Raw genomic sequence first — 19,032 nt, 5'->3', positions numbered from 1 at the left:
GAACCGATTGTCACTCAGTCGTTCTCGGATCCCTCGACGGTCGGTCCCTTCGCGCGAAGGTCGTCGACCTTGGCCATCGCGTCGCGGAGTTCTGCCAGCCACGGGTCGATGTGCTCACCGGTGAGCCGCACTGCCCATGCGAGAGCGTCGGCACGCGAGCGGGCGACGCCGGCGTCGACGAGCGTGTCGAGCACCTTGCGTTCGGGCTGACGCAGGCGCGTCATGACCGGCACTGCGAGGTGGGTGAAGAGGGTGGTGTCACCGTCGATGGTCACGCCCCAGGCGACCTTGCGGCCGTAGCGGGCCTCGGCCTCGGCAGCGATGCGCATGCGGTCCTCGCGGGTGGTCTCGCGGAAGCGAGCGATACGGCCCTCGACGCCCGCCTCCGACTCCGGCGCGTTCAGCTCGCCGATGACGACGATCTCCTCGCGATCGATCTCGACCGTGGCGACGCCGTCGAACCAGTCGTCGGGAAGGCGGCCGAGGAACCACTGTTCCGCGTCGCCTGCATCCGGGACGTCCTTCTGCTGCCAGCCGCCGGGGCGACCGACTCGTTCCGCGCGCTCGCCGCGCTTGCTTCCGCGTCCGCGGCCGTGCGGGCCGCCGCGACGGGGGGATTCTCCGGGGGCGAAGGGGTGTTCTCCGAACGGAAAGTTCTCGTGGGTGTGCATGATGATCTTCTTTCGTCAGTGGCGCGATTACATGATTACAACGCCAGTGATTACAAGATTACACAGTTGTGGAACATCGTCAAGGAATCGGTTCGTCCGTGTGACCGTCGGAGCCGTGGGGCACTATCAGTGCGTGTCCACGCTGATCTCCCGCCCAGTCCCTCGACTCGTTGCCGTGATCGCCGCTCTCGCCCTGGCGGCCACCGGTTGCAGCAGCGACGAACCGCCCGAGTCCCGTCTGACGGCCGATCGCTTCGCCGAGGCGCTGAGCACCGGAAATATCGGAGCGGCGGCCGAGCTGACGTCCGATCCCGCCGCGGCCACCGCGGCACTGACGCAGGTCTACGACGGGCTCGGCGGCTCGGGCGCGGTCACGGCTACCCCGCGCTTCACCGTCAGTCAGGCAGACGACGAGCTGCAGACGTTCACGATGTCCGCGTCGTGGTCCTTCGCGCCTCCGGAGTCGGACAGTTCGCAGCCCGACACCAGTACGACCGCCGCCGCCACCACGACGGCTGCGCCCGCGACCGCGGAGCGCGTCTGGACGTACACGACGTCCGGCTCGGTGGCCGACGGCGACCAAGGCTCGAAGGTGACATGGGACCCCGGCGTCGTCGTGCCGGGTCTGACGCCGAACACGACCGTTCGCTACACCCCGGTCACGGCCACCACGACTCCCCGCGTCGTCGACACGTCGGGCGCAGCGTTGATGTCGCAGCAGGTCGTGACGTTGGTGAACCTGGATCAGACCGCGGACCCGACTGCCGTCGCAGCGTTGGTGTCCCCGTTCGCGCCGACCGTGACGGCAGAATCGTTGCGCGCGGACCTCGCCGGCGGGCAGACGGTGACCGCCGTCAGTCTGCGACAGGAGGACCTCGCGCCGATCGAGCCACTACTCGCAGCCCTTCCGGGTGTGACGCTCGCGCCGCAGACGCGGCTGCTCACCGAGAACCGCGCCCTCTCCTCACCTGCCCTGAACGACGTCGCGCAACTGTGGCAGGAACAGCAGGACGCCACAGCCGGGTGGGCCGTCCAGTTGCTCGGCCCCGACGGCGCAGTCGCCCAGCAGCTCACCGGTGTCGAGGCGACCGTCGGCAAGGACATCCAGGTCACTCTGGACACGTTGCTCCAGCTCAAAGCGGAGAACGCCCTGGCGACGGCCCAGAATGCGTCGGCGATCGTCGCGATCCGGCCCTCCACCGGGGATGTCGTCGCCGTGGCGCAGAACGCCGCCGCCGACGCTCAGGGGCCCATCGCACTGACCGGCCTGTATCCGCCCGGCTCGACCTTCAAGACCGTGACGACGTCCGCTGCGCTGCAGGCCGGCAACGTCACGCCGACGTCGGTGCTTCCGTGCCCCGGGTCGGCGAACATCGAGGGTCGGACCATCCCCAACGACGACAACTTCGACCTCGGCCAGGTGCCGCTGCAGACGGCATTCGCACGGTCCTGCAACACCACGATGGGTCAGCTCGCCGTCGACCTCCCCGGCGACGCACTGCAGAAGGCGGCAGCGCAGTTCGGTCTGGGAGTCGACTACGTGACACCGGGTCTCACGACGGTGACCGGCAGCGTTCCGGCCGCTACGACACCGGCGGAACGCGTCGAGTCCGCCATCGGGCAGGGCGCGGTCACCGCGTCGCCCTTCGGGATGGCACTCGTCGCGGCGTCCATCGCCAACGGGTCGACGCCCGAGCCGACCATGATCACGGGACGACCGGGAACTCCCGACCGGACAGTTGCCGCGCCGTCGGCGCAGGTGACCGAGCAGCTCCGGGCGATGATGCGCGAGACGGTGACCGCGGGAACGGCGACGCAGCTCCAGGACATCGACGGCTTGCTGGGCAAGACGGGCACCGCCGAGGTCGCGGGCGGACCTGCCCATGGCTGGTTCGTCGGCATCCGCGGTGACCTGGCATTCGCCGTCTTCGTCGAGGGTGGGGACTCGTCCGCGCCGGCGCTGACAGCGGCGGGGTCCTTCCTGCGCTGATCTGCACGGCACAACAGGACGAGCGGTCGGTGACCGGATCGTGACCGCACCGAGCGCTTCCCGTGCTGTGTTACTGGTGTGACTCATGTGATTATTGGTGCATGGTTCTGCGTTCCAGGTATGTCGTCGCGCTGCTTGCAGTGTTCGTGTCGCTCGCGACTGTCGCCTCGTTCGTGGTGAACAAGCCTCGCAGTGAGGCCGCCGTTCTCGTGGACCGGTTCACAGCAGCTCTCGATCAGCGCGACGTGGCCGCGGCCGCCGCTCTGACGTCCTACCCCAATGCCGCGGCCCAAACGATCAGCGCCATGTTCGATGCGATGGGACCGGGTGTCTCCACCAGCCGCATGTCGCAGTACATCGGACTCGACGACGAGTCCGGGTTCTTCACACTCGACTCGACCTGGAAGTTCGGCGAACCCCGCGACCAGGACCCTCGCGAGTGGCACGTCACGACGCAGGGATCCGCCCGCAAGCTCGGCGTCGGGTGGCGCATCTCCTGGGATCCGTCGATCCTGGTGCCCGATCTGGCCGCCGGCGGATCCGTCCGCTACACCCGCACCGACGCGCCCGCTCCGCGGATCCTCGACACGACCGGCGCGATCATGATGACCGAGCAGAACGTCGCTTCGGTCCGGGTGGATCCGTCCGCGACGTCGGATCTCGCCGACACCACCAGCCGACTCGCCGACGTGATCGACGTCGTCGCGCCGCTGATCACGTCCGAATCCTTGCAGGCGGATGTCGCCGCCGAGCCCGGACAGATCATCGACGCCGTCAACCTCCGTGCCGACGACTACGCGGTACTCGAAGACGATCTACGGGCCATCCCTGGCGTCGTCCTCTACGCGACGCCGAAGTTGATCGCCGCCGATCGCCGACTCACCTCTCCGGTGCTCGATTCGCTTCGTGACGTCTGGCAGGACACGCGCGACGCGACGTCCGGCTGGGCCGTGGAGGTCGCCGACGCCGACGGAGAGACCACACGTCAGGCAGGATTCCAGGGCCCCGGCTCCCCGGACATCCGCTCGACCGTCGACCCCGCGATCCAGTTGGCCGCCGAGACGGCCGCCGTCAGCGTCGGAACACCGGCGTCGATCGTGGTCCTGCAGCCCTCGACCGGTGCCGTGCTGGCGACGGCGCAGAACAGTTACGCCAACGACCTGGGTACCCCGGCCTTCACGACGCTGTACCCGGCAGGAACGCTGGTCGACACCGTGTCGGCGTCGGCAGATCGCCAGAAGATCGACTTCGCCGACGCGGCACGTCAGTTCGGGCTCGGAACGTCGTTCGACGTCCCCGGCCTCGACCTGGTCACCGCGTCGCTGCCGGACGGGCAGTCCGCCGTCGACCAGTTCCGCGGAGTCAGCCGATCGACGCCCTCCGACCGTATGACGGTCACCCCGTTCGGCCTGGCCGAGATGGCCGCGTCGATCTCTCGCGGGTCCGCGCCTGCCCCGTCGATCGTCAGCGGAGTGCCCGCGTCGGTGAGTGCAGCGGGATCGCCCGTGGCGTCTTCGGAACTTGGGGTTCTTCGGAAGGCCATGCGAGACAAAGCACACGAGGAAGGCATCAGCGATACGTCCGTCGCGGGACTGGCAGGAGATAACGGTCAGGACCGTTGGTTCCTCGGTACCTCCGGCGACCTGGCGTTCGCGGTCTACATCGAGGATGCCGACGGCACCGATGCGGCTGCTCGCATGACGAACAGGCTCATGAGGGAGATGGCGACGCCGTCCGAGTGAGTCCCGTTCTGTTACCGTCACTTTCGTGACTGTTCCGGTGTTCCTGCTGCTCATGGCCGCGGGTTTCGGTGCAGGAGTGATCGGCTACATCACCGGTCTGGCGTCATTGGTGTCGTACCCGGCGTTGCTCGCGGTGGGTCTCGCGCCGGTGGCCGCCAACGTCACCAACACTGTCGCACTGGTCGGCGCCGGAGTCGGTGCCACCGCATCGTCGACCAAAGAGCTTGCGAAGAGCGGTCGTTCGCTCGTGTGGCTGACATTGTGGGCTGCGCTCGGAGGTATCCTCGGCGCCGTCGTGCTGCTGCGTGCACCGGGCGAGACGTTCGAAGCGGTCGTGCCGGTCCTCGTCGTCCTGGCGTCCGTCGCGATGCTGCTGCAACCACGCATCCGTGCGCTCGCGGGTACTCGGACGTTCCCGGTGCTCTACCCGACGGCCATCTTCCTCGTGGCCATCTACGGCGGATACTTCGGAGCCGGTGCGGGCGTGATCTTCATGGCGCTGACGCTGATCTGTACAGCGGAACCCGTCTGGCGCGCAACGCTGCTCAAGAGCTATCTGCTGGGAGTGGCCAATCTGGTGGCGGCGGTGATCTTCGCGTTCTCCGGTCAGGTGGACTGGCTGGCGGCGTTGGCGATGGGCATCGGAACGATCGCCGGAGGGACACTGGGGCCTCGCGTCGTGCGCCGCCTTCCGCCGAATCCGCTGCGAATCGCAGTGGCGCTGTGCGGTTTCGGTCTGGCCGCATGGTTGTGGCTCGGCTGAGCCGTCACCGACGCGTGCGGACGAACCGTGCGATGGCGCGCCACCCGAGAAGGAAGATCCCCAGCGTCACCGATGCGACGACGATGAAGCTGAACGCAGTGCCCTCGTCCGTCAGCTGACGCAGGAGCATGCCGACCAGGACCGTGCCGATCCACGCGATCACACCCGTCGGAACGAGGGAATCCGCGACGAACTTCTCCCGGTAGAGCGCATAGGTGACAGCCCATCCGACGACGAGACCGACGAGGAACGGCCACGCGGTGGAGACGACGCCCCCGGCGGTGACGCCTTCGGCGTGACTGCTCCGACCGATGGCACTGAAGACCAGGACGAGAACGACGTCGAGGACCGCCGAGACGGCGAGAGAACGAGTGCGCACGGGAGCTGTCATGCCCCCAGCGTACGAAAGACCCGCTCGGCGACGTGCCGAGCGGGTCCTTCGTGGTCGAGAGTGGATCAGGCCTGCAGGCCGGCCTCGATCTCGAGGAGGAGGGCGATCTTGTCGCCGACGACAGCGCCGCCGCCTTCGAGGGGCATGTCGATGCTGATGCCGAAGTCCTTGCGGTTGATCGTCGTGGTGGCTTCGAAGCCTGCGACGGGTCCGTTGCCCATTCCGGCGTTGACTCCGTTGAACTCGACGTTCAGGTCGATCGACTTGGTGACGCCGTGCAGCGTGAAGTCGCCGGTGAGGACGAAGTCGTCACCCTTGGCCTGGACGGAGGTGGAACGGAAGGTCGCGGTGGGGAACTTCTCGACCTCGAAGAAGTCGGCGGTCTTGAGGTGGCCGTCGCGCTGCGCGTTGTCGGTCGTGATCGAGGTGACGTCGATCTCGGCGTCGATGGACGGAGCGCCGTTCTCGTCGATCGTGACGGTGCCGGTGAAGGCCTGGAAGCGTCCTCGGACCTTGCTCACCATCAGGTGGCGGACGGTGAATCCGACGGTCGAGTGGGCGGGATCGATGGCCCACGTGCCGGCGGACAGCTGGGGGACGGTCACTGATGAAGTCATGTCGAGCTCCTGTGTGGTTGAAGTTTCAAGCCTCACAGTACACAACCGGACCGCGGTCCGCATCTATTCCCGAGTGGTCGAGGTATCTCCCGACGTCGGTCGCTGCTGCGTGCGCAACTCGGTCATCTCGCGCTGTTCGACCTCGAGGTCGAAGTGGAGATCTTCGTGCTGGTGCTTGCGGAAGATCACCAGGAAGACGATCCATCCGACGAGCGCCACGAGAATGAAGCTGACCAGCCGGTAGACCAACGCCGACGCGACTGCTTGCGACGCACTGATACTCGCCGCGGTGGTCAGCGTCGCGATCAAGGTGGCGTCGACGATGACCAGACCACCGGGAGCGCCGGGAATCGAGCCGACGGTCTTGCTCGCCGAGAACGCGATCAGGAGCCCGTAGATCTTGGGATCCGCACCGATCGCGTAACAGGCGAATCCGAGACACGCGACGTCGGCCAACCGGTGGACGGCGGAGAAGCCGAGTGCGAGCGAGGCGTCCCGCGGTCCGAGGCGCACCGATCTGACCTGCTCGACGATCTCGTCGAGCCGCACCATTCCGGTATCGGGATCGTTGTTGCGCAGCGAGTTGTACTTGGAGAGCCCCCATCGACCGACGGCGATGATCGCCTGCGGGTGCGAGCGGATGTAGCGGACGGTCAGCACGATCGCCACGACACCGACGACGGGGACGACCAGGGCGATCGGGTCGGCGCTGCCTCCGACCAGGAACGCTCCGGTCACACCCAGGACGGCCAGACCCAGGGCGGCGATCACGCCCGAGATGGCCAGCTGCCACGACGCGACCACCGGGCTGGCCCCCCACCGGCGTGTCTCGCGGTAGGTGAACGCCGTCGAGAAGACCTGGCCGGCGGGAAGCGTCAGAGCCATGGCGGTACTGCCGTAGATGACCGACAGGGATCGTCGTTGCGTGATGCGGACCCCGCCGGCGTGCAGGAGTTGTTTTTGCACGCGGGCGAAGGCCGAGAGCGAGACTGCCTGCGTGACGACGCATGCGGCGGCGAATCCCCAGTGGATCTCGGTCAGCGCCCGCCACGATTCGTGGAGGCGGGGCCAGAGGTAGACGCCCTCGCCGACGAGCAGGCCGATGAGGGCGATCGCACCGACCCAGCGCAGCCATCGCCACGTGCCACCGGCGCGGGTCGACCCTGCGGATCGGCCCTGCTCCGGATCTACCACGAGAGCGAGCGTAACGAACCGTGCGGTGAACTACTGCGGGTAGTCGACGGGCGAGGCCAGGTGAGTCGCCCGGCGACGTCCGCGAAGCTGCACTTTCTCGCCCAGTTCCCACTCCGACTGCTCGTCCTCGTCCGCGAAGTAGAGGGCGGACGTCGAGGCAAGAACGCGACTGGGAGTGAACTTCGCCAGCTCCGTCAGCCGGGACGCCTCGTTCACCGGGTCGCCGATCACGGTGTACTCGAATCGTTCCTTGGCACCGATGTTGCCGGCGACCGCGAGTCCTGCCGACACGCCGATGCCGATGTCCAGCCCGACGATCGTGCTCAGCTCTCTCCGCAGCTCACGGGCAGCGGACAGCGCAGCCGTCGGTGCGTCCGGGCGATCGAGCGGCGCACCGAAGATGGCGAGGGCCGCATCGCCGACGAACTTGTTGACGAACCCGTGGTGTCGGTCGACGATGTCGACGACCACGCGGAAGAAGTCGTTCAGCAGCTCCACGACCTCACCGGGAGGACGCTCGGACGCGGCTGCCGTGGACCCGACCATGTCGACGAACAGGACGGCCACGAACCGGGTCTCGCCGCCCAGTTCGGTACCGAACTGCAGGGCGCGGCGCGCCACGTCCTCACCGACGTGCTGGCCGAAGAGCTCGCGCAGCACGGCCCTTTCCGACGCGTCGGCCATCATGCGGTTGAACCCGACCTGCAGCCGTCCGATCTCGCTGCCGTCGAACACCTCGACCTGGACCTCGGTGTGACCTTCCTGCACCTTCTCGATGGCTCGGCGCAGCTGGCGGATCGGGTCGGAGATCTGGCTGGCGGTGAGCATCGACAGGCAGAACGCCTGGACGATCGCCAGCAGACACAGCAGGCTGATCGCGATGGCCAGCGAGTCGGGCGAGAAGACCAGGTCGGTCGTCAGCTGGGTCGCACACAGTAGCAGGATGCCGACGACGGGGATCAGAGTGCCGAGTCCCCAGGTCATCGCCATCCGGGTGCCCACGCCGGGAGTCATCGTCCGGTCGAAGCGTCCCTCGCTGAGCGCCTGCGCGGCGACCGGCCGCAGGATGCGCTCGCCGAGCATGTACGTGAATCCGAACGTGATGGCGGCCGACATCGCGACCGTCACGGCCACGGCCACCGCCAGGGAGGGCATCTCGGCCGCGGTCAGCAGCATGAAGATGATGCCGCCGATGATCCACAGGACGAGATGGACGATCGCCTGACGCAGAGGCGCGTGAAGTGCCGCCATCTGCTCGGATCGGCTCGGAGGCCCACCGCGCAACTGCCACCGCACGACGCTGCGCAACATGAATGCCGCCGTGGCGAGGCTGACGATGCCCGCGAAGACGAGGTACGCCCCGAAGATCACGCCGTTGCGCACCCGATCCACGACGATCGACTGATTCTCCGGAATGGGAAGTCCGTAGCGGACGAAGGCGAACACCAGGATCGCGCCGAGCAGATTGGCCAGCAACATGGACGCCAGATAAAGAGGCCAGCGACTTCTCAGGGTCAACGAGACCGCACGAAGAAGCGTCAGCACGAGATGAACTTACCGGGTGAGGCCGGACCGTCTCTCGGCTAGGCTCACGCGGTGACAGGCGACCCGTCCGACTCGGTCCATCCCGTCGTTCGCGTGGGCGCGGCCTGGACGTGGCGGCTGCTGGTGTTGTTCGCCGGGCTGATCGCCGTCGGCAAGATCGTCGAGCGTCTGGACAGCGTGCTGGTCCCCGTGGCGCTCGCTCTGCTGGCGTCGGGCCTGCTCTCGCCGCTGGTCGACTGGATGCAGCGCCGCGGAGTGCCGCGTGTACTCGCGGTCGTCGTCGCCATCCTGGGCAGCCTCGGCCTCGTCGTGGGCATCCTGACGTTCGTCGTCGAGCAGTTCATCGTCGGTCTCCCGGCCCTCACCGACCAGTTCACCGACAGCATCACCCAGATTCAGGACTGGCTGACCCGAGGTCCCCTGCACTTCAGCGAGGACCAGATCCGCAGCGCCGGCGACTCCGTCGTCACGTCGATCCAGTCGAACCAGGAAGCCATCACCAGCGGGGCGCTCACCACGGCCGCGGTCATCGGCGAGATCCTCACCGGTGCGCTGCTGCTGCTGTTCACTCTTATCTTCTTCCTCTACGGAGGACAGCAGATCTGGGAGTTCGTCAGCCGGATCTTCCCGACGCCGGCCCGCCGCCGGGTACGACTGGCGGGCAGTCAGGCGTTCGGCTCGCTGGTCGGATACGTGCGGGCGACGGTCGCCGTCGCCGCGGTCGACGCCATCGGTATCGGTGCAGGGCTGGCCGTTCTCGGAGTGCCGCTGGCGCTTCCCCTGGCGTCGCTGGTCTTCATCGGCGCCTTCATCCCCATCGTGGGCGCGGTGCTGACGGGATTCGTGGCGGTCATCGTCGCCCTGGTCACCAAGGGGCTGATCACCGCCCTCATTGCTCTCGCGATCGTCGTCGCCGTGATGCAGCTCGAGGGCCACGTCCTGCAGCCCCTGCTCCTGGGCCGAGCCGTGCGGGTCCACCCGCTGGCCGTGGTGCTGGCCATCGCAACCGGCATCCTGCTCGCCGGCATCATCGGCGGACTCCTGTCCGTCCCCCTCGTCGCGATGGCCAACACCGCGATCCGGTCGCTGCTCGCCGACGATCCGGAAGAGGCCTACGAGGAGATCGCCGTCGGCGATCCGTCCGACGGTATGTACCCGGCGGCCCCGGACAGTCCGCATCCGGAGAACAAGCAACTCGGGCACGGTGAGGTCGACGGGCCCGCGGACGGGAAGTGACGCCGCCGACGGACCGCTGTGGCGCGCCGCAGCGGCATTCCGGCTGGTCACCGTCGTCTACGCGGTCGGATTCCAGGTCGTCGTCGGGCAGGAGTACGACTCCTTCCGGCTGAGCTGGTTCCTCGTGCTGGTCACCGTCGTCTGGTCCGGCGTGGCGGTCGTGGCGACGCTCGAGCCGTCGGTGAGTCCGTGGTTCGAACGACGGTGGTTCGAACGACGGGTGTTCGTCGTGGCGGACCAGGTGGTTACTCTGGGGCTCGTCGTGTCGACGATCCTCGTCGCCGGTCCGCGCTGGCGCTCCGATCATCAGGTGCTGCCGACGACGATCTGGGTGTCCAATGCCGTCATCGCTGCCGCCATCCTCGGAGGCCCGCGGATCGGTCTGCTGTCCGCCGTGACCATGACCGTCGCGATCGCCGTGGTGCGGGGGAACGTCGACGCGGATCTGTGGAGGGATTCGACCGGACCCGTCCTGCTGTCCGTCGGACTCGCCCTGGGCCTCGCTGCGCGAACGGCGCGTGTCGCGAGAACCCGCCTCGACGAGGCCGTGGCATTGGCCGCCGCCACCGCGGAACGAGAACGCCTGGCGCGCGAAGTTCACGACGGCGTCCTGCAGGTGTTGGCGATGGTGAGTCGACGCGGCGCCGAGATCGGCGGTGAGACAGCCGAACTGGCCACCCTCGCGGGACGGCAGGAGTCCGCGCTGCGAGCGCTGCTGTCCGGTTCGACGCAGTCCAGGACGGATGGCACGTCCGATCTCAGCGTCGCCGTACGGCAGTCCGTGGGGCCGGCGGTGACCGTGTCGGCACCGTCGGGTGCGGTGCTGCTGTCCGCCGCGGTCGCGTCGGAGGTCACCGCCGCGGTGCTGGCCGCCGTGGACAACGCGCACCGGCACGGCGGACCCGACGTCGACATCTTCGTCCTGGTGGAAGATCTGGGTGACAGTGTCGTGGTGACCGTGCGCGACGCCGGTCCGGGAATCGAACCCGGTCGACTCGACGCCGCGCGCGCGGAAGGCCGAATGGGTGTGTCCGGCTCCATCATCGGCCGGATGGACGCACTCGGTGGACGAGCGAGGGTGGACAGTGCGCCCGGAGAGGGAACGGAATGGGAACTGACGGTGCAGCGGGACGGCCGGAGGCCGGCCGGGACGAACGGGACCTGACGGTGATGGTCGTCGACGACCATCCGATGTGGCGGGACGCCGTGGCACGCGATCTGGAGGCTCGCGGGTTCCAAGTCGTGGCCACCGCGGACGGCGTCGAAGCCGCCACCGTTCGCGCGAAGGCGACTGTCCCACAGGTGGTTCTGATGGACATGGACCTCGGAGACGACAACGGCGCGGTGGGGACGGCCTCGGTGCTCGCGGTGTCCCCGGCCAGTCGGGTACTGGTGCTCTCGGCGTCCGCCGAACGCGACGACGTCCTCGAGGCGGTCAAGGCGGGAGCGACGGGATACCTGGTCAAGAGTGCGTCGATCGAGGATCTGGTGGCTGCGGTGACGGCGACGGCACGAGGTGACGCCGTGTTCACACCGGGGCTCGCAGGACTGGTGTTGGGGGAGTACCGACGGATGGCGTCGGCGCCGCCCGAGGACGAGACGCCTCCGGCGCTGACCGACCGGGAGACCGAGATCCTGCGGATGGTGGCGAAAGGGTTGAGCGCGAAGCAGATCGGCGCCAAGCTGACGCTGAGTCACCGGACCGTCGAGAATCACGTACAGGCGACGCTGCGGAAACTGCACCTCGCCAACCGCGTGGAACTGACGCGATGGGCCATCGAGCGAGGCCTCTGACCGGGCGCCCGCCTCTACACTGACAGCATGGATCCGAAGGACCTCCGCGTCAGTGATGCCGAGCGCGAGCACGTCGGCGGATTGCTTCAGCGTGCGGTCGGTCAGGGGATGCTGTCCCTCGGGGAGTTCACCGAGCGGATGGACACCGTCCTGGCCGCCAAGACGCGGGGCGAGCTGAACGCTGTGCTGATCGACCTGCCCGGGATGTCGAACGCCGAACACCCGTCGGCCGCACCCGTCGCGCCGCAGCATCCGTCGGCGCCGCCCGTCGACATCCGGGCGACGATGTCGACGGTGACCCGCTCGGGTACCTGGAATGCACCGTCGGAGATCAGGGTGGCATCCAAGATGGCCACCGTCACGCTCGACTTCACCTCGGCGGTGCTGTCCTCCCGCCACGTCGCCATCGACGTCGACGATTACTGCAGCACCATCACCGTCGTCGTGCCCGAAGGCGCGTCCGTCGACCTCGACGGTGTCGACACCGTCGGCGGCAGCGCGAACAACCGGGTCAAGAGCCGTCCTGTCGACGGCGGCCTGCACGTCACCGTTCGTGGTCGCGTGCGATTCGGTTCCGTGACGGCGAAGCATCCGTTCGGCACAGCGATCAAGAAGATGTTCGGCTGACGTACTGCGTACTTCTCGGCGTATCCGAGTAGAACTACGCATGGTCGGCGCCTCCGTGGCCGACCACGATCGACGTATGACCACACCTTCGATCGATCCGCGCCTCGTGCACGTCCTGACCGGCGAGGTCGCCGCCCTCCAGCAACACCTCGGCCGCGTCGGCCACGACCTGGGCATCCTCGCGCAGCAACTGGCCACCGTGCAGGCACCCGCGCCGCAGCCCGTCGTGCACAGACCGGCGCCTGCACCCATGCGCCCGCAGCCCCAGGCCCAGGCCCAGCCCCGGTTCCAGCCCCCGCCCACCGTCCCGTGGTGGCAGCGCGACGGCGTCGTGAGCCGGCTCCTGGCCGCGGCCGGAGCAGGCGTCACCGTGATCGGCGTCGTCATGCTGGTTGTCCTCGCCGCGCAGTCGGGCTGGTTCGGCCCCGGAGCTCGCGTCGCTGCGGGAGCAACGCTGTCCGCCGTCTTGATCGCCGCCGCGCATCGCATCGTCGCACGGCCCGGCGGAACCGTCGGTGCCGTCGCGCTCGCGGCCACCGGCTTCGCCGGCCTCTACCTGGACATCGCCGCGGTCACAGCGCTCTACGGATGGGTGCACCCCGTCGTCGGCCTCGTGACCGGACTGGCGGTGGCATCCCTCGGCATCGGTGTCGCCACCCGGTGGTCGTCGCAGCCACTGGCCGTCATGGTCCTCGTCGGGGTCGCCGTCCTCGCACCTGTCGCCACGGCGGGGATCACGTCCGCGCTCCTCGCATTCCTGGTTATCCTGCAGATCGCCGCATCACCCGTCGATTCCCGCCTCGACTGGGTCTGGCTGCGGGTCGCCCGCACCGTACCGGTCGTCGGGGCGATCCTGCTGGCGGTGCTGACGGCGAGCATCGGCGGCGCGAGGGGGTCCGAACTCGCGCCTCTGCTCGTCGTCGCCGCCGTGTCCTTCGCAGCGGCCGTCGCCGCCTGGTACTCGACGCTGACCCGACGTCCCGTCGATCCGGTGTCCGTCGCGGCCGTCGTCGCGACTGCAGGATCTACGCTGGCCACCGCGACCCTGTTCTCACGACCCGTGGCCGGAATCACCTGCGCTGCAGTCGCAATGGTTCTCCTCGCCGTCACTGCCACCACGCGCGGCCTCGCGTCGCCGGTCCGTTTCGTGTTCGCGGTGACGGGTGCGGTCGCCGGTATCTCGGCAGTTCTCGTCGGGACACCGCGGTCGATCCACGCCGTGACGCTGCTGACGGTCGCAGTCGCAGCCCTCGTCACCGGCGGCTGGACGCGATCGCGCGTCACTGCCGGTGTCGGAGCATTCGTCGCGCTCGCCGGGCTGGTCGCTCATACGCAGGTCACTTCCGTCGATGCCCTCACCTACCCCGGCACCGCCGCGGCGAGCGGATGGGCGTCGATCCCGGGCTCCGTCGCCGCACTCGCGATGGCTGTCGCCGGAGTGTGGGCGTCGGTGCGGACTCTCGACGACGCGACCGCCCGAACCGTGTCCGCGTCGTCGTTCGGCATCGCGGGTCTCTACGCCATCACGGCGACATCCGTTGTCGCCGGTGTCGAGATCGGCTCCGACACAGGGTTCTTCGTCGGACATGGCATCGCCACCATCTCGTGGATGATCGTGGCCGTCGTCGCCCTCGTCCGCGGTCTGGCCGACCGCCGCGACGGCCACACGCTCCTCGTCATCGGACTTGCGGTGGTCGCCGCTGCCGTCGCGAAACTGTTCCTCTTCGACCTCGGCGCGCTCGGCGGACTACCCCGCGCCGCAGCATTCCTTGTCGTGGGAATGTTGCTGCTGGGCATCGGCACTCGCTACGCGCGAGCCTTCGCCGATCGAGCCGGCACGGACGTCACTGATGGCGCTGGCGAGCCAGCAGCTCGCTGACGCTGATCGCGCCGGACTGACCGTGGTGGCGACCACCCGACTCGTCCGATTCCCGAGCCCGTCGGCGGCCCGTAGAGGCTGCCGGCGGTGTCTCGTCGTCGTCGGAACGCGGATCGATGTCGATGTGCTCGTCCACCGGCTGTTCGGGTTCGGGAGACTCCTGCTCCGGCATCCGCAGTCCGGCGATCCACGAGTCGACCTCGGCGCTGGTGTGCACACCGTTGCCGTTCGAGCCATGACCGTTGGATCCATGACCGTTGGTTCCGTGCCCGTTGGTTCCGGAGCCGTTGGTCGCGGAACCGTTGGTTGTGGAGCCGTTGCGGCCGTTGCCGTTTCGTGAGCGTCCGGTGTCGATGCCGTCGCCGTTGGTGGACCCGTAGCGGTACGACGCCTCTGCCGGAGCGGGCGAGGTGTCGGGACGCTGGGTCGCGGAGGGCGAGCGAAGCTCTGCGAGCCAGGACTCGATGGGTCGCGGAGCGGGGACGCCGGGCCGAGGCGACGCCGGGGCCTCCTCCGGTGCAGTCCGAGGCGGCGTCGGACGAGCTTCCTCCGGGCGCGAGACGGTGCGCGGTTCCTCCACCGGGGTGGCCGCGCGAGTCGGTTCGGGAGTGGGGATGGCTGTCGTGGGCTCGGCGACCGGTTCTTCGGCAGGCTTCTGCACGCGCGAGGCCGGCGCGGGGGCGAACTTCGACGGGCGTGGTCGCTCCGACGGCGGACGTGCCGCGGACGGACCGTTCTGCAGGACCCGCGGAATGGGCTGGGTGAGCGGCTCACGGGTGCGCGCAGGCAGCGGCGCGGACCCGATCGCGACGAGCTCCGGAACGTCGGCAGGCATGAGCTCCTCGTCGAGCACGGGCTCGCCGAGTCCGAGCTTCTGCTGGATGCGCTTCATCCACTGCGGTGCCCACCAGCAGTCGTCACCGAGCAACTTCATCGTTGCCGGCACGAGGAACATGCGGATCAGCGTCGCGTCGATGATCAGGGCGGCGATCATGCCGTAGGCGATGTACTTCATCATCACCAGCTCGGAGAACGCGAAGGCGCCGGTGACGACGATCAGGATCAGCGCGGCGGCGGTGATGATGCGACCCGTGTGCGAGGTACCGACGCGGATGGCTTCGGACGTACTGGCGCCGCGTGCTCGGGCCTCGACCATGCGGGAGAGGAGGAAGACCTCGTAGTCCGTCGACAACCCGAAGATGATCGCGATGATCAACACGAGGACGGGTGCCATGATCGGGCCCGGCGTGAAGTTCAGCAGACCCGCACCGTTTCCGTCCACGAAGATGAACGTCAGGATGCCGAGCGTCGCGCCGAGCCCCAGCGTCGTCATGAGGATGGCCTTGAGCGGCAGGACAAGTGATCCGAAGGTGAGGAACATCAGCAGGGTCGTCACCAGGACCACGAGCCCCGCCATCAGCGGTAGTCGGTCGACCAGTGCGGCGATCGAGTCCTGCTCGATGGCCGGGGTGCCGCCCACCGACATGGTCACGCCGTCGGGAACGTCGATGGAGCGGATGTAGTCGATCGCGGGGTTGGAGACGTTGCGGTCGACCAGCCCGGCCTTGAGGACGGCCACGCCGTTCTCGTTGCGCTCGATAGAGAACTTCTCGACCAGGCCGGGAGCGTTGGACGCCTCGCGCAGGATCGCGCCGAGCTGCGGGCCGGCAGCATTCTCGAGCACGATCTTGAGGGGCTCGGTGCGGTACGACGGGAAGTTGGCGTCGAACTCGTTCTGCGCCTCGCGGGTGCCGTTGTCCGGCGGAAGGTACGTCTCGTTGATGCCGCCGAACTTGATGGCACCGACGGGCAGCGTGAGGATCAGCAGGCCCAGGACGATGGGAACGCAGACCTTCAGGGGGTTGCGCATGACCCACCGGGTGAGCTTGCCCCAGGGACCGGACTCGATCTCCTCGGTCGTCTTGGTCTTGCGCATGCTCTTGAGGCCGAGAGCGTCGATGCGCGGGCCGAGGATCGACAGGATGGCCGGAAGAATGGTGATGGCGGTCAGGGCTGCCAACGCGACGGTGGCGATGGCACCGAAGGCGACGGACTTCAGGAATCCCTGAGGGAAGAGCAGCAGGCCGCCCAGACTCGCGACGATCATCGTCGCGGAGAAGACGACCGTTCGGCCCGCGGTCATGACGGAGCGCTGCACGGCCTGCTGGGTCGTGCGGCCGTCGGCCAGCTCTTCTCGGAACCGGCTGACGATGAACAGGGCGTAGTCGATGGCCAGGCCCAGCCCGATCAGAGAGACCACGGGTGCGACGAAGCTGTTCACCTCGACGAAGTTGGTGAACAGTCGCACCATGCCGTTGGCCGCGACGACGGTGAGACCGCCGATGATCAGCGGCAACGCGGCCGCCACGACGCCGCCGAACACGAAGAACAGCAGCACGCCGACGACCGGAATCGCCAGAATCTCCATGCGGTGGATGTCGCCGGCCATGGTGTCGTTCAAGGCGTTGGCGATGGGCTGGAGCCCCGCGAGCTGCACGTCGACGCCGTCGATCGCGAACGCGTCCTTCACGTCACGGAAGTTGTTGGTCAGTTCGGTGTCGTTCGCTCCGGCGATGGCGAAGGTCGCGATGGCCTTGGTCTTGTCCGGCGAGGCGAGCGCCGGAAGTTTCTGCTGGAAGTAATTGATGTTGATCTTGGAGATCTTGTCCGCGTGGGCCGCCATCATGGCGTCCTGACCTGCGGTGACCGTCTGCTGGAACGTCGGGTCGTCGACCGTCGAGCCCGCAGGAGCGGTGTAGAGGGCGACGACGTCGCCGGTGCTGTCCCGGCCGAACGTGCCGTCGGCAGTGACCGCGGCGTGCACGGACTCCGAATTCGGATCGTCCCAGCCGCTCTGACTGAGATGGTCGTTCAGCGTGAGGCCGTACGCGGCGAGGCCCAACAGGAACGCGACCATCACACCGATCACGGTGTACCGCGATCGGTGGACCAGATCACCCCAACGAGCAAACACTCAGGACACTCCTTGACGCCCGACGAGCAGGGCGGACAGCGGACGGAACGGCTGCAGCCACGCGCCCTCGTCGGGCAGGGACTCGAGGCTGACACGAGGCAGCGGCTCGCGGAACACCCCGGGGATGTCCTCGAGATCGACGAATTCGAGCGTCTCGGACGACACGGCCCAGCTGGCGTGCTCCCGGAACCCGATCACCTGGACCGGCACACCTGTCGCCGCTATCGCTTCGAGAGGGATACGGAAGGCCTGCCCGTCCGCCGACGCCACCACGACTCCGGCCAGACCGTGATCGGCCGCGCGGAGCTCGATGTGATCGAGCATGTCGGAATCGACGTCGCTGTCCTCGTCGATCTTCGGTTTCGCGAAGACCGCGAAACCCACGTTACGCAACGCCTCCACCCACGGCCGCACGACATCGGCGCTGCCCTGGGCGATATTGGTGAACACCGTCGCCTCGGGTTCGAGGGTCGCGGTCTGGTGCACGGAGAGCTGCGCGGTACGGCCGAGGAGCCATCGGCCCAGCGCATCGAAGCGTGGCCGGTACGCGGCGGTGGGTCGGCCGCCGAGAATGGCGCCGAGTCCCATGTCGAGGTTGGGTGCGTCCCACACCAGCAGAACGCGCTTGGTATGGCGAGAATCACCGGACACGTCGAGCACGGCGCCCGTGGGGCTCTGGTCGTCCACGCTCATCGGAGTGTGTTCTCGCTTCCTCGTCGCGTGCTCATCGGCCCGGCCTGATCCAGACGAATTCGTTCGTCGGACGTCCGACCTGCTGTGCCTTACCTTCGAACTTCGTCACCGGACGGTCCACGGACAGGGAGGACCCCTCGACGGTACGTCGTTCGGCATCGAAGGGCAGCCGCGTCAGAGCGGGCTCGGCGTCGCCGACCTCTTCTATCCATTCGGCGTAGTCCGCGTGATCGGTGGCGACGTGCAGGATCCCGCCGGGCTCGAGACGGTCTGCCATCAGCGCGAAGGTCTCCGCCTTGAGGAAGCGGCGCTTGTGGTGGCGAGCCTTCGGCCACGGATCCGGGAAGAACACACGGATTCCGGCCAGCGACGCGGGAGAGACCATGTTCTCCAGCACGTCGGCGGCGTCGCCGCGCAGGATCCGGACGTTGCCGAGCGAGTCCCTCTCGATGCCCTGGACCGTCTGCGCGATCCCGGGGCGGTAGACCTCGACGGCAATCAGATCGACCTGCGGTTCGCGCGCGGCCATCGCCAGCGCAGCGGTGCCGGTGCCGGACCCGATCTCGAGAACCACCGGTGCGGATCGACCGAACCAGGACTCCGGATCGAGCGGCTCGTCAGCCACGTCGCGGCCGATGACGGGCCACATCCTGTCCCACGACGCCTGCTGGGGCTCGGTGAGCGCACCACGACGCGATCGGAAACTCGTGACTCGCGGATAGAGCCTCGAACCACCCTCGGCGGCGCCGTCGTACAGGCCTCGACCGGGCACTGTGTCCAGGGCGTCAGGGTCGGTCATGGGTCCATTGTCTCCCATGGACTCGTTCTGGGACAGCAGGGTCTCGACTTCAGGTCGAGACTCGGGATCGGTGGGGCACCCGAGGTGCATGGGAGAATCGCACGATCGCATCGCCGA

16 protein-coding genes are annotated in these 19,032 nt (G+C 68.0%); 8 read left to right on the top strand and 8 right to left on the bottom strand.

Translation table 11 applies throughout. The features are described 5' to 3' along the window. Positions 1 to 14 precede the first annotated feature (14 nt). Entirely contained in the window at positions 15 to 671 is a 657-nt protein-coding gene (locus RU01_RS19275; protein WP_231568780.1) for a hypothetical protein, read from the bottom strand. A 133-nt stretch (positions 672 to 804) separates the two neighbouring features. On the opposite strand from RU01_RS19275, the gene RU01_RS19270 reads away from it, so the two are divergent. The 3 genes from RU01_RS19270 (at position 805) to RU01_RS19260 (ending at position 5,166) form a co-directional block, all read left to right on the top strand. Continuing rightward, positions 805 to 2,661, top strand: coding sequence for a penicillin-binding transpeptidase domain-containing protein (locus tag RU01_RS19270; protein ID WP_442970562.1), 1,857 nt, complete (start codon positions 805 to 807; stop codon positions 2,659 to 2,661). A gap of 101 nt (positions 2,662 to 2,762) precedes the next feature. After that, positions 2,763 to 4,403, top strand: a complete 1,641-nt coding sequence (locus RU01_RS19265; RefSeq protein ID WP_042576186.1) for a penicillin-binding protein — start codon at positions 2,763 to 2,765, stop codon at positions 4,401 to 4,403. A 25-nt stretch (positions 4,404 to 4,428) separates the two neighbouring features. Then, positions 4,429 to 5,166 (top strand): sulfite exporter TauE/SafE family protein, encoded by a 738-nt coding sequence (locus RU01_RS19260; protein ID WP_042576185.1) that lies wholly within the window; start codon positions 4,429 to 4,431, stop codon positions 5,164 to 5,166. A gap of 4 nt (positions 5,167 to 5,170) precedes the next feature. Here the strand turns inward: RU01_RS19260 and RU01_RS19255 are convergent, their stop codons facing one another. The 4 genes from RU01_RS19255 to RU01_RS19240 all read right to left on the bottom strand — a co-directional run bounded on the left by RU01_RS19255 (position 5,171) and on the right by RU01_RS19240 (position 8,856). Further along, positions 5,171 to 5,557, bottom strand: a complete 387-nt coding sequence (locus RU01_RS19255) for a DUF3054 domain-containing protein (protein WP_042576184.1) — start codon at positions 5,555 to 5,557, stop codon at positions 5,171 to 5,173. Between the two features lie 65 nt (positions 5,558 to 5,622). Further along, complete coding sequence (locus RU01_RS19250; protein ID WP_042576183.1) at positions 5,623 to 6,174, bottom strand: YceI family protein; 552 nt, start codon at positions 6,172 to 6,174, stop codon at positions 5,623 to 5,625. 63 nt (positions 6,175 to 6,237) lie between these two features. Further along, complete coding sequence (locus RU01_RS19245; RefSeq protein WP_042576182.1) at positions 6,238 to 7,368, bottom strand: lysylphosphatidylglycerol synthase transmembrane domain-containing protein; 1,131 nt, start codon at positions 7,366 to 7,368, stop codon at positions 6,238 to 6,240. Between the two features lie 30 nt (positions 7,369 to 7,398). After that, positions 7,399 to 8,856, bottom strand: a complete 1,458-nt coding sequence (locus tag RU01_RS19240) for an adenylate/guanylate cyclase domain-containing protein (RefSeq protein ID WP_042576356.1) — start codon at positions 8,854 to 8,856, stop codon at positions 7,399 to 7,401. 108 nt (positions 8,857 to 8,964) lie between these two features. On the opposite strand from RU01_RS19240, the gene RU01_RS19235 reads away from it, so the two are divergent. The 5 genes from RU01_RS19235 (at position 8,965) to RU01_RS19215 (ending at position 14,449) form a co-directional block, all read left to right on the top strand. Further along, positions 8,965 to 10,149, top strand: a complete 1,185-nt coding sequence (locus tag RU01_RS19235) for an AI-2E family transporter (protein ID WP_042576181.1) — start codon at positions 8,965 to 8,967, stop codon at positions 10,147 to 10,149. Next, the gene (macS, locus tag RU01_RS19230; protein ID WP_042576180.1) at positions 10,118 to 11,314 is read left to right on the top strand and encodes a MacS family sensor histidine kinase; all 1,197 of its coding nucleotides are present in this window, start codon (positions 10,118 to 10,120) and stop codon (positions 11,312 to 11,314) included. Before RU01_RS19235 ends, macS begins: the two co-directional genes overlap by 32 nt. Then, on the top strand, positions 11,257 to 11,943 hold the full coding sequence (locus RU01_RS19225) for a response regulator (RefSeq protein WP_042576179.1): 687 nt from the start codon (positions 11,257 to 11,259) through the stop codon (positions 11,941 to 11,943). Before macS ends, RU01_RS19225 begins: the two co-directional genes overlap by 58 nt. 27 nt (positions 11,944 to 11,970) lie before the next feature. Next, a complete protein-coding gene (locus RU01_RS19220) occupies positions 11,971 to 12,570 on the top strand; it encodes a DUF1707 SHOCT-like domain-containing protein (protein WP_042576178.1) in 600 nt (199 codons plus the stop codon). 76 nt (positions 12,571 to 12,646) lie between these two features. Then, complete coding sequence (locus tag RU01_RS19215) at positions 12,647 to 14,449, top strand: DUF2339 domain-containing protein (RefSeq protein ID WP_042576355.1); 1,803 nt, start codon at positions 12,647 to 12,649, stop codon at positions 14,447 to 14,449. On the opposite strand, the gene RU01_RS19210 is transcribed toward RU01_RS19215, so the two are convergent. From RU01_RS19210 to trmB, 3 genes are read right to left on the bottom strand one after another with little or no spacing between them, the layout of a single operon-like run. Beyond that, complete coding sequence (locus RU01_RS19210) at positions 14,415 to 17,423, bottom strand: MMPL family transporter (RefSeq protein WP_197074828.1); 3,009 nt, start codon at positions 17,421 to 17,423, stop codon at positions 14,415 to 14,417. The two genes, RU01_RS19215 and RU01_RS19210, sit on opposite strands and share 35 nt — an antisense overlap. Further along, entirely contained in the window at positions 17,424 to 18,116 is a 693-nt protein-coding gene (locus tag RU01_RS19205) for an NYN domain-containing protein (protein ID WP_042576177.1), read from the bottom strand. Between the two features lie 31 nt (positions 18,117 to 18,147). Then, on the bottom strand, positions 18,148 to 18,951 hold the full coding sequence (trmB, locus tag RU01_RS19200) for a tRNA (guanosine(46)-N7)-methyltransferase TrmB (RefSeq protein WP_442970571.1): 804 nt from the start codon (positions 18,949 to 18,951) through the stop codon (positions 18,148 to 18,150). Positions 18,952 to 19,032: the final 81 nt, after the last annotated feature.

The sequence above is a fragment of the Rhodococcus sp. MEB064 genome (genome assembly GCF_000834565.1).
Lineage (GTDB): Bacteria > Actinomycetota > Actinomycetes > Mycobacteriales > Mycobacteriaceae > Rhodococcoides.
The sequence above is the reverse complement of the archived record's forward strand: the minus strand, read 5'-3'. Positions and strand labels throughout refer to the sequence as shown.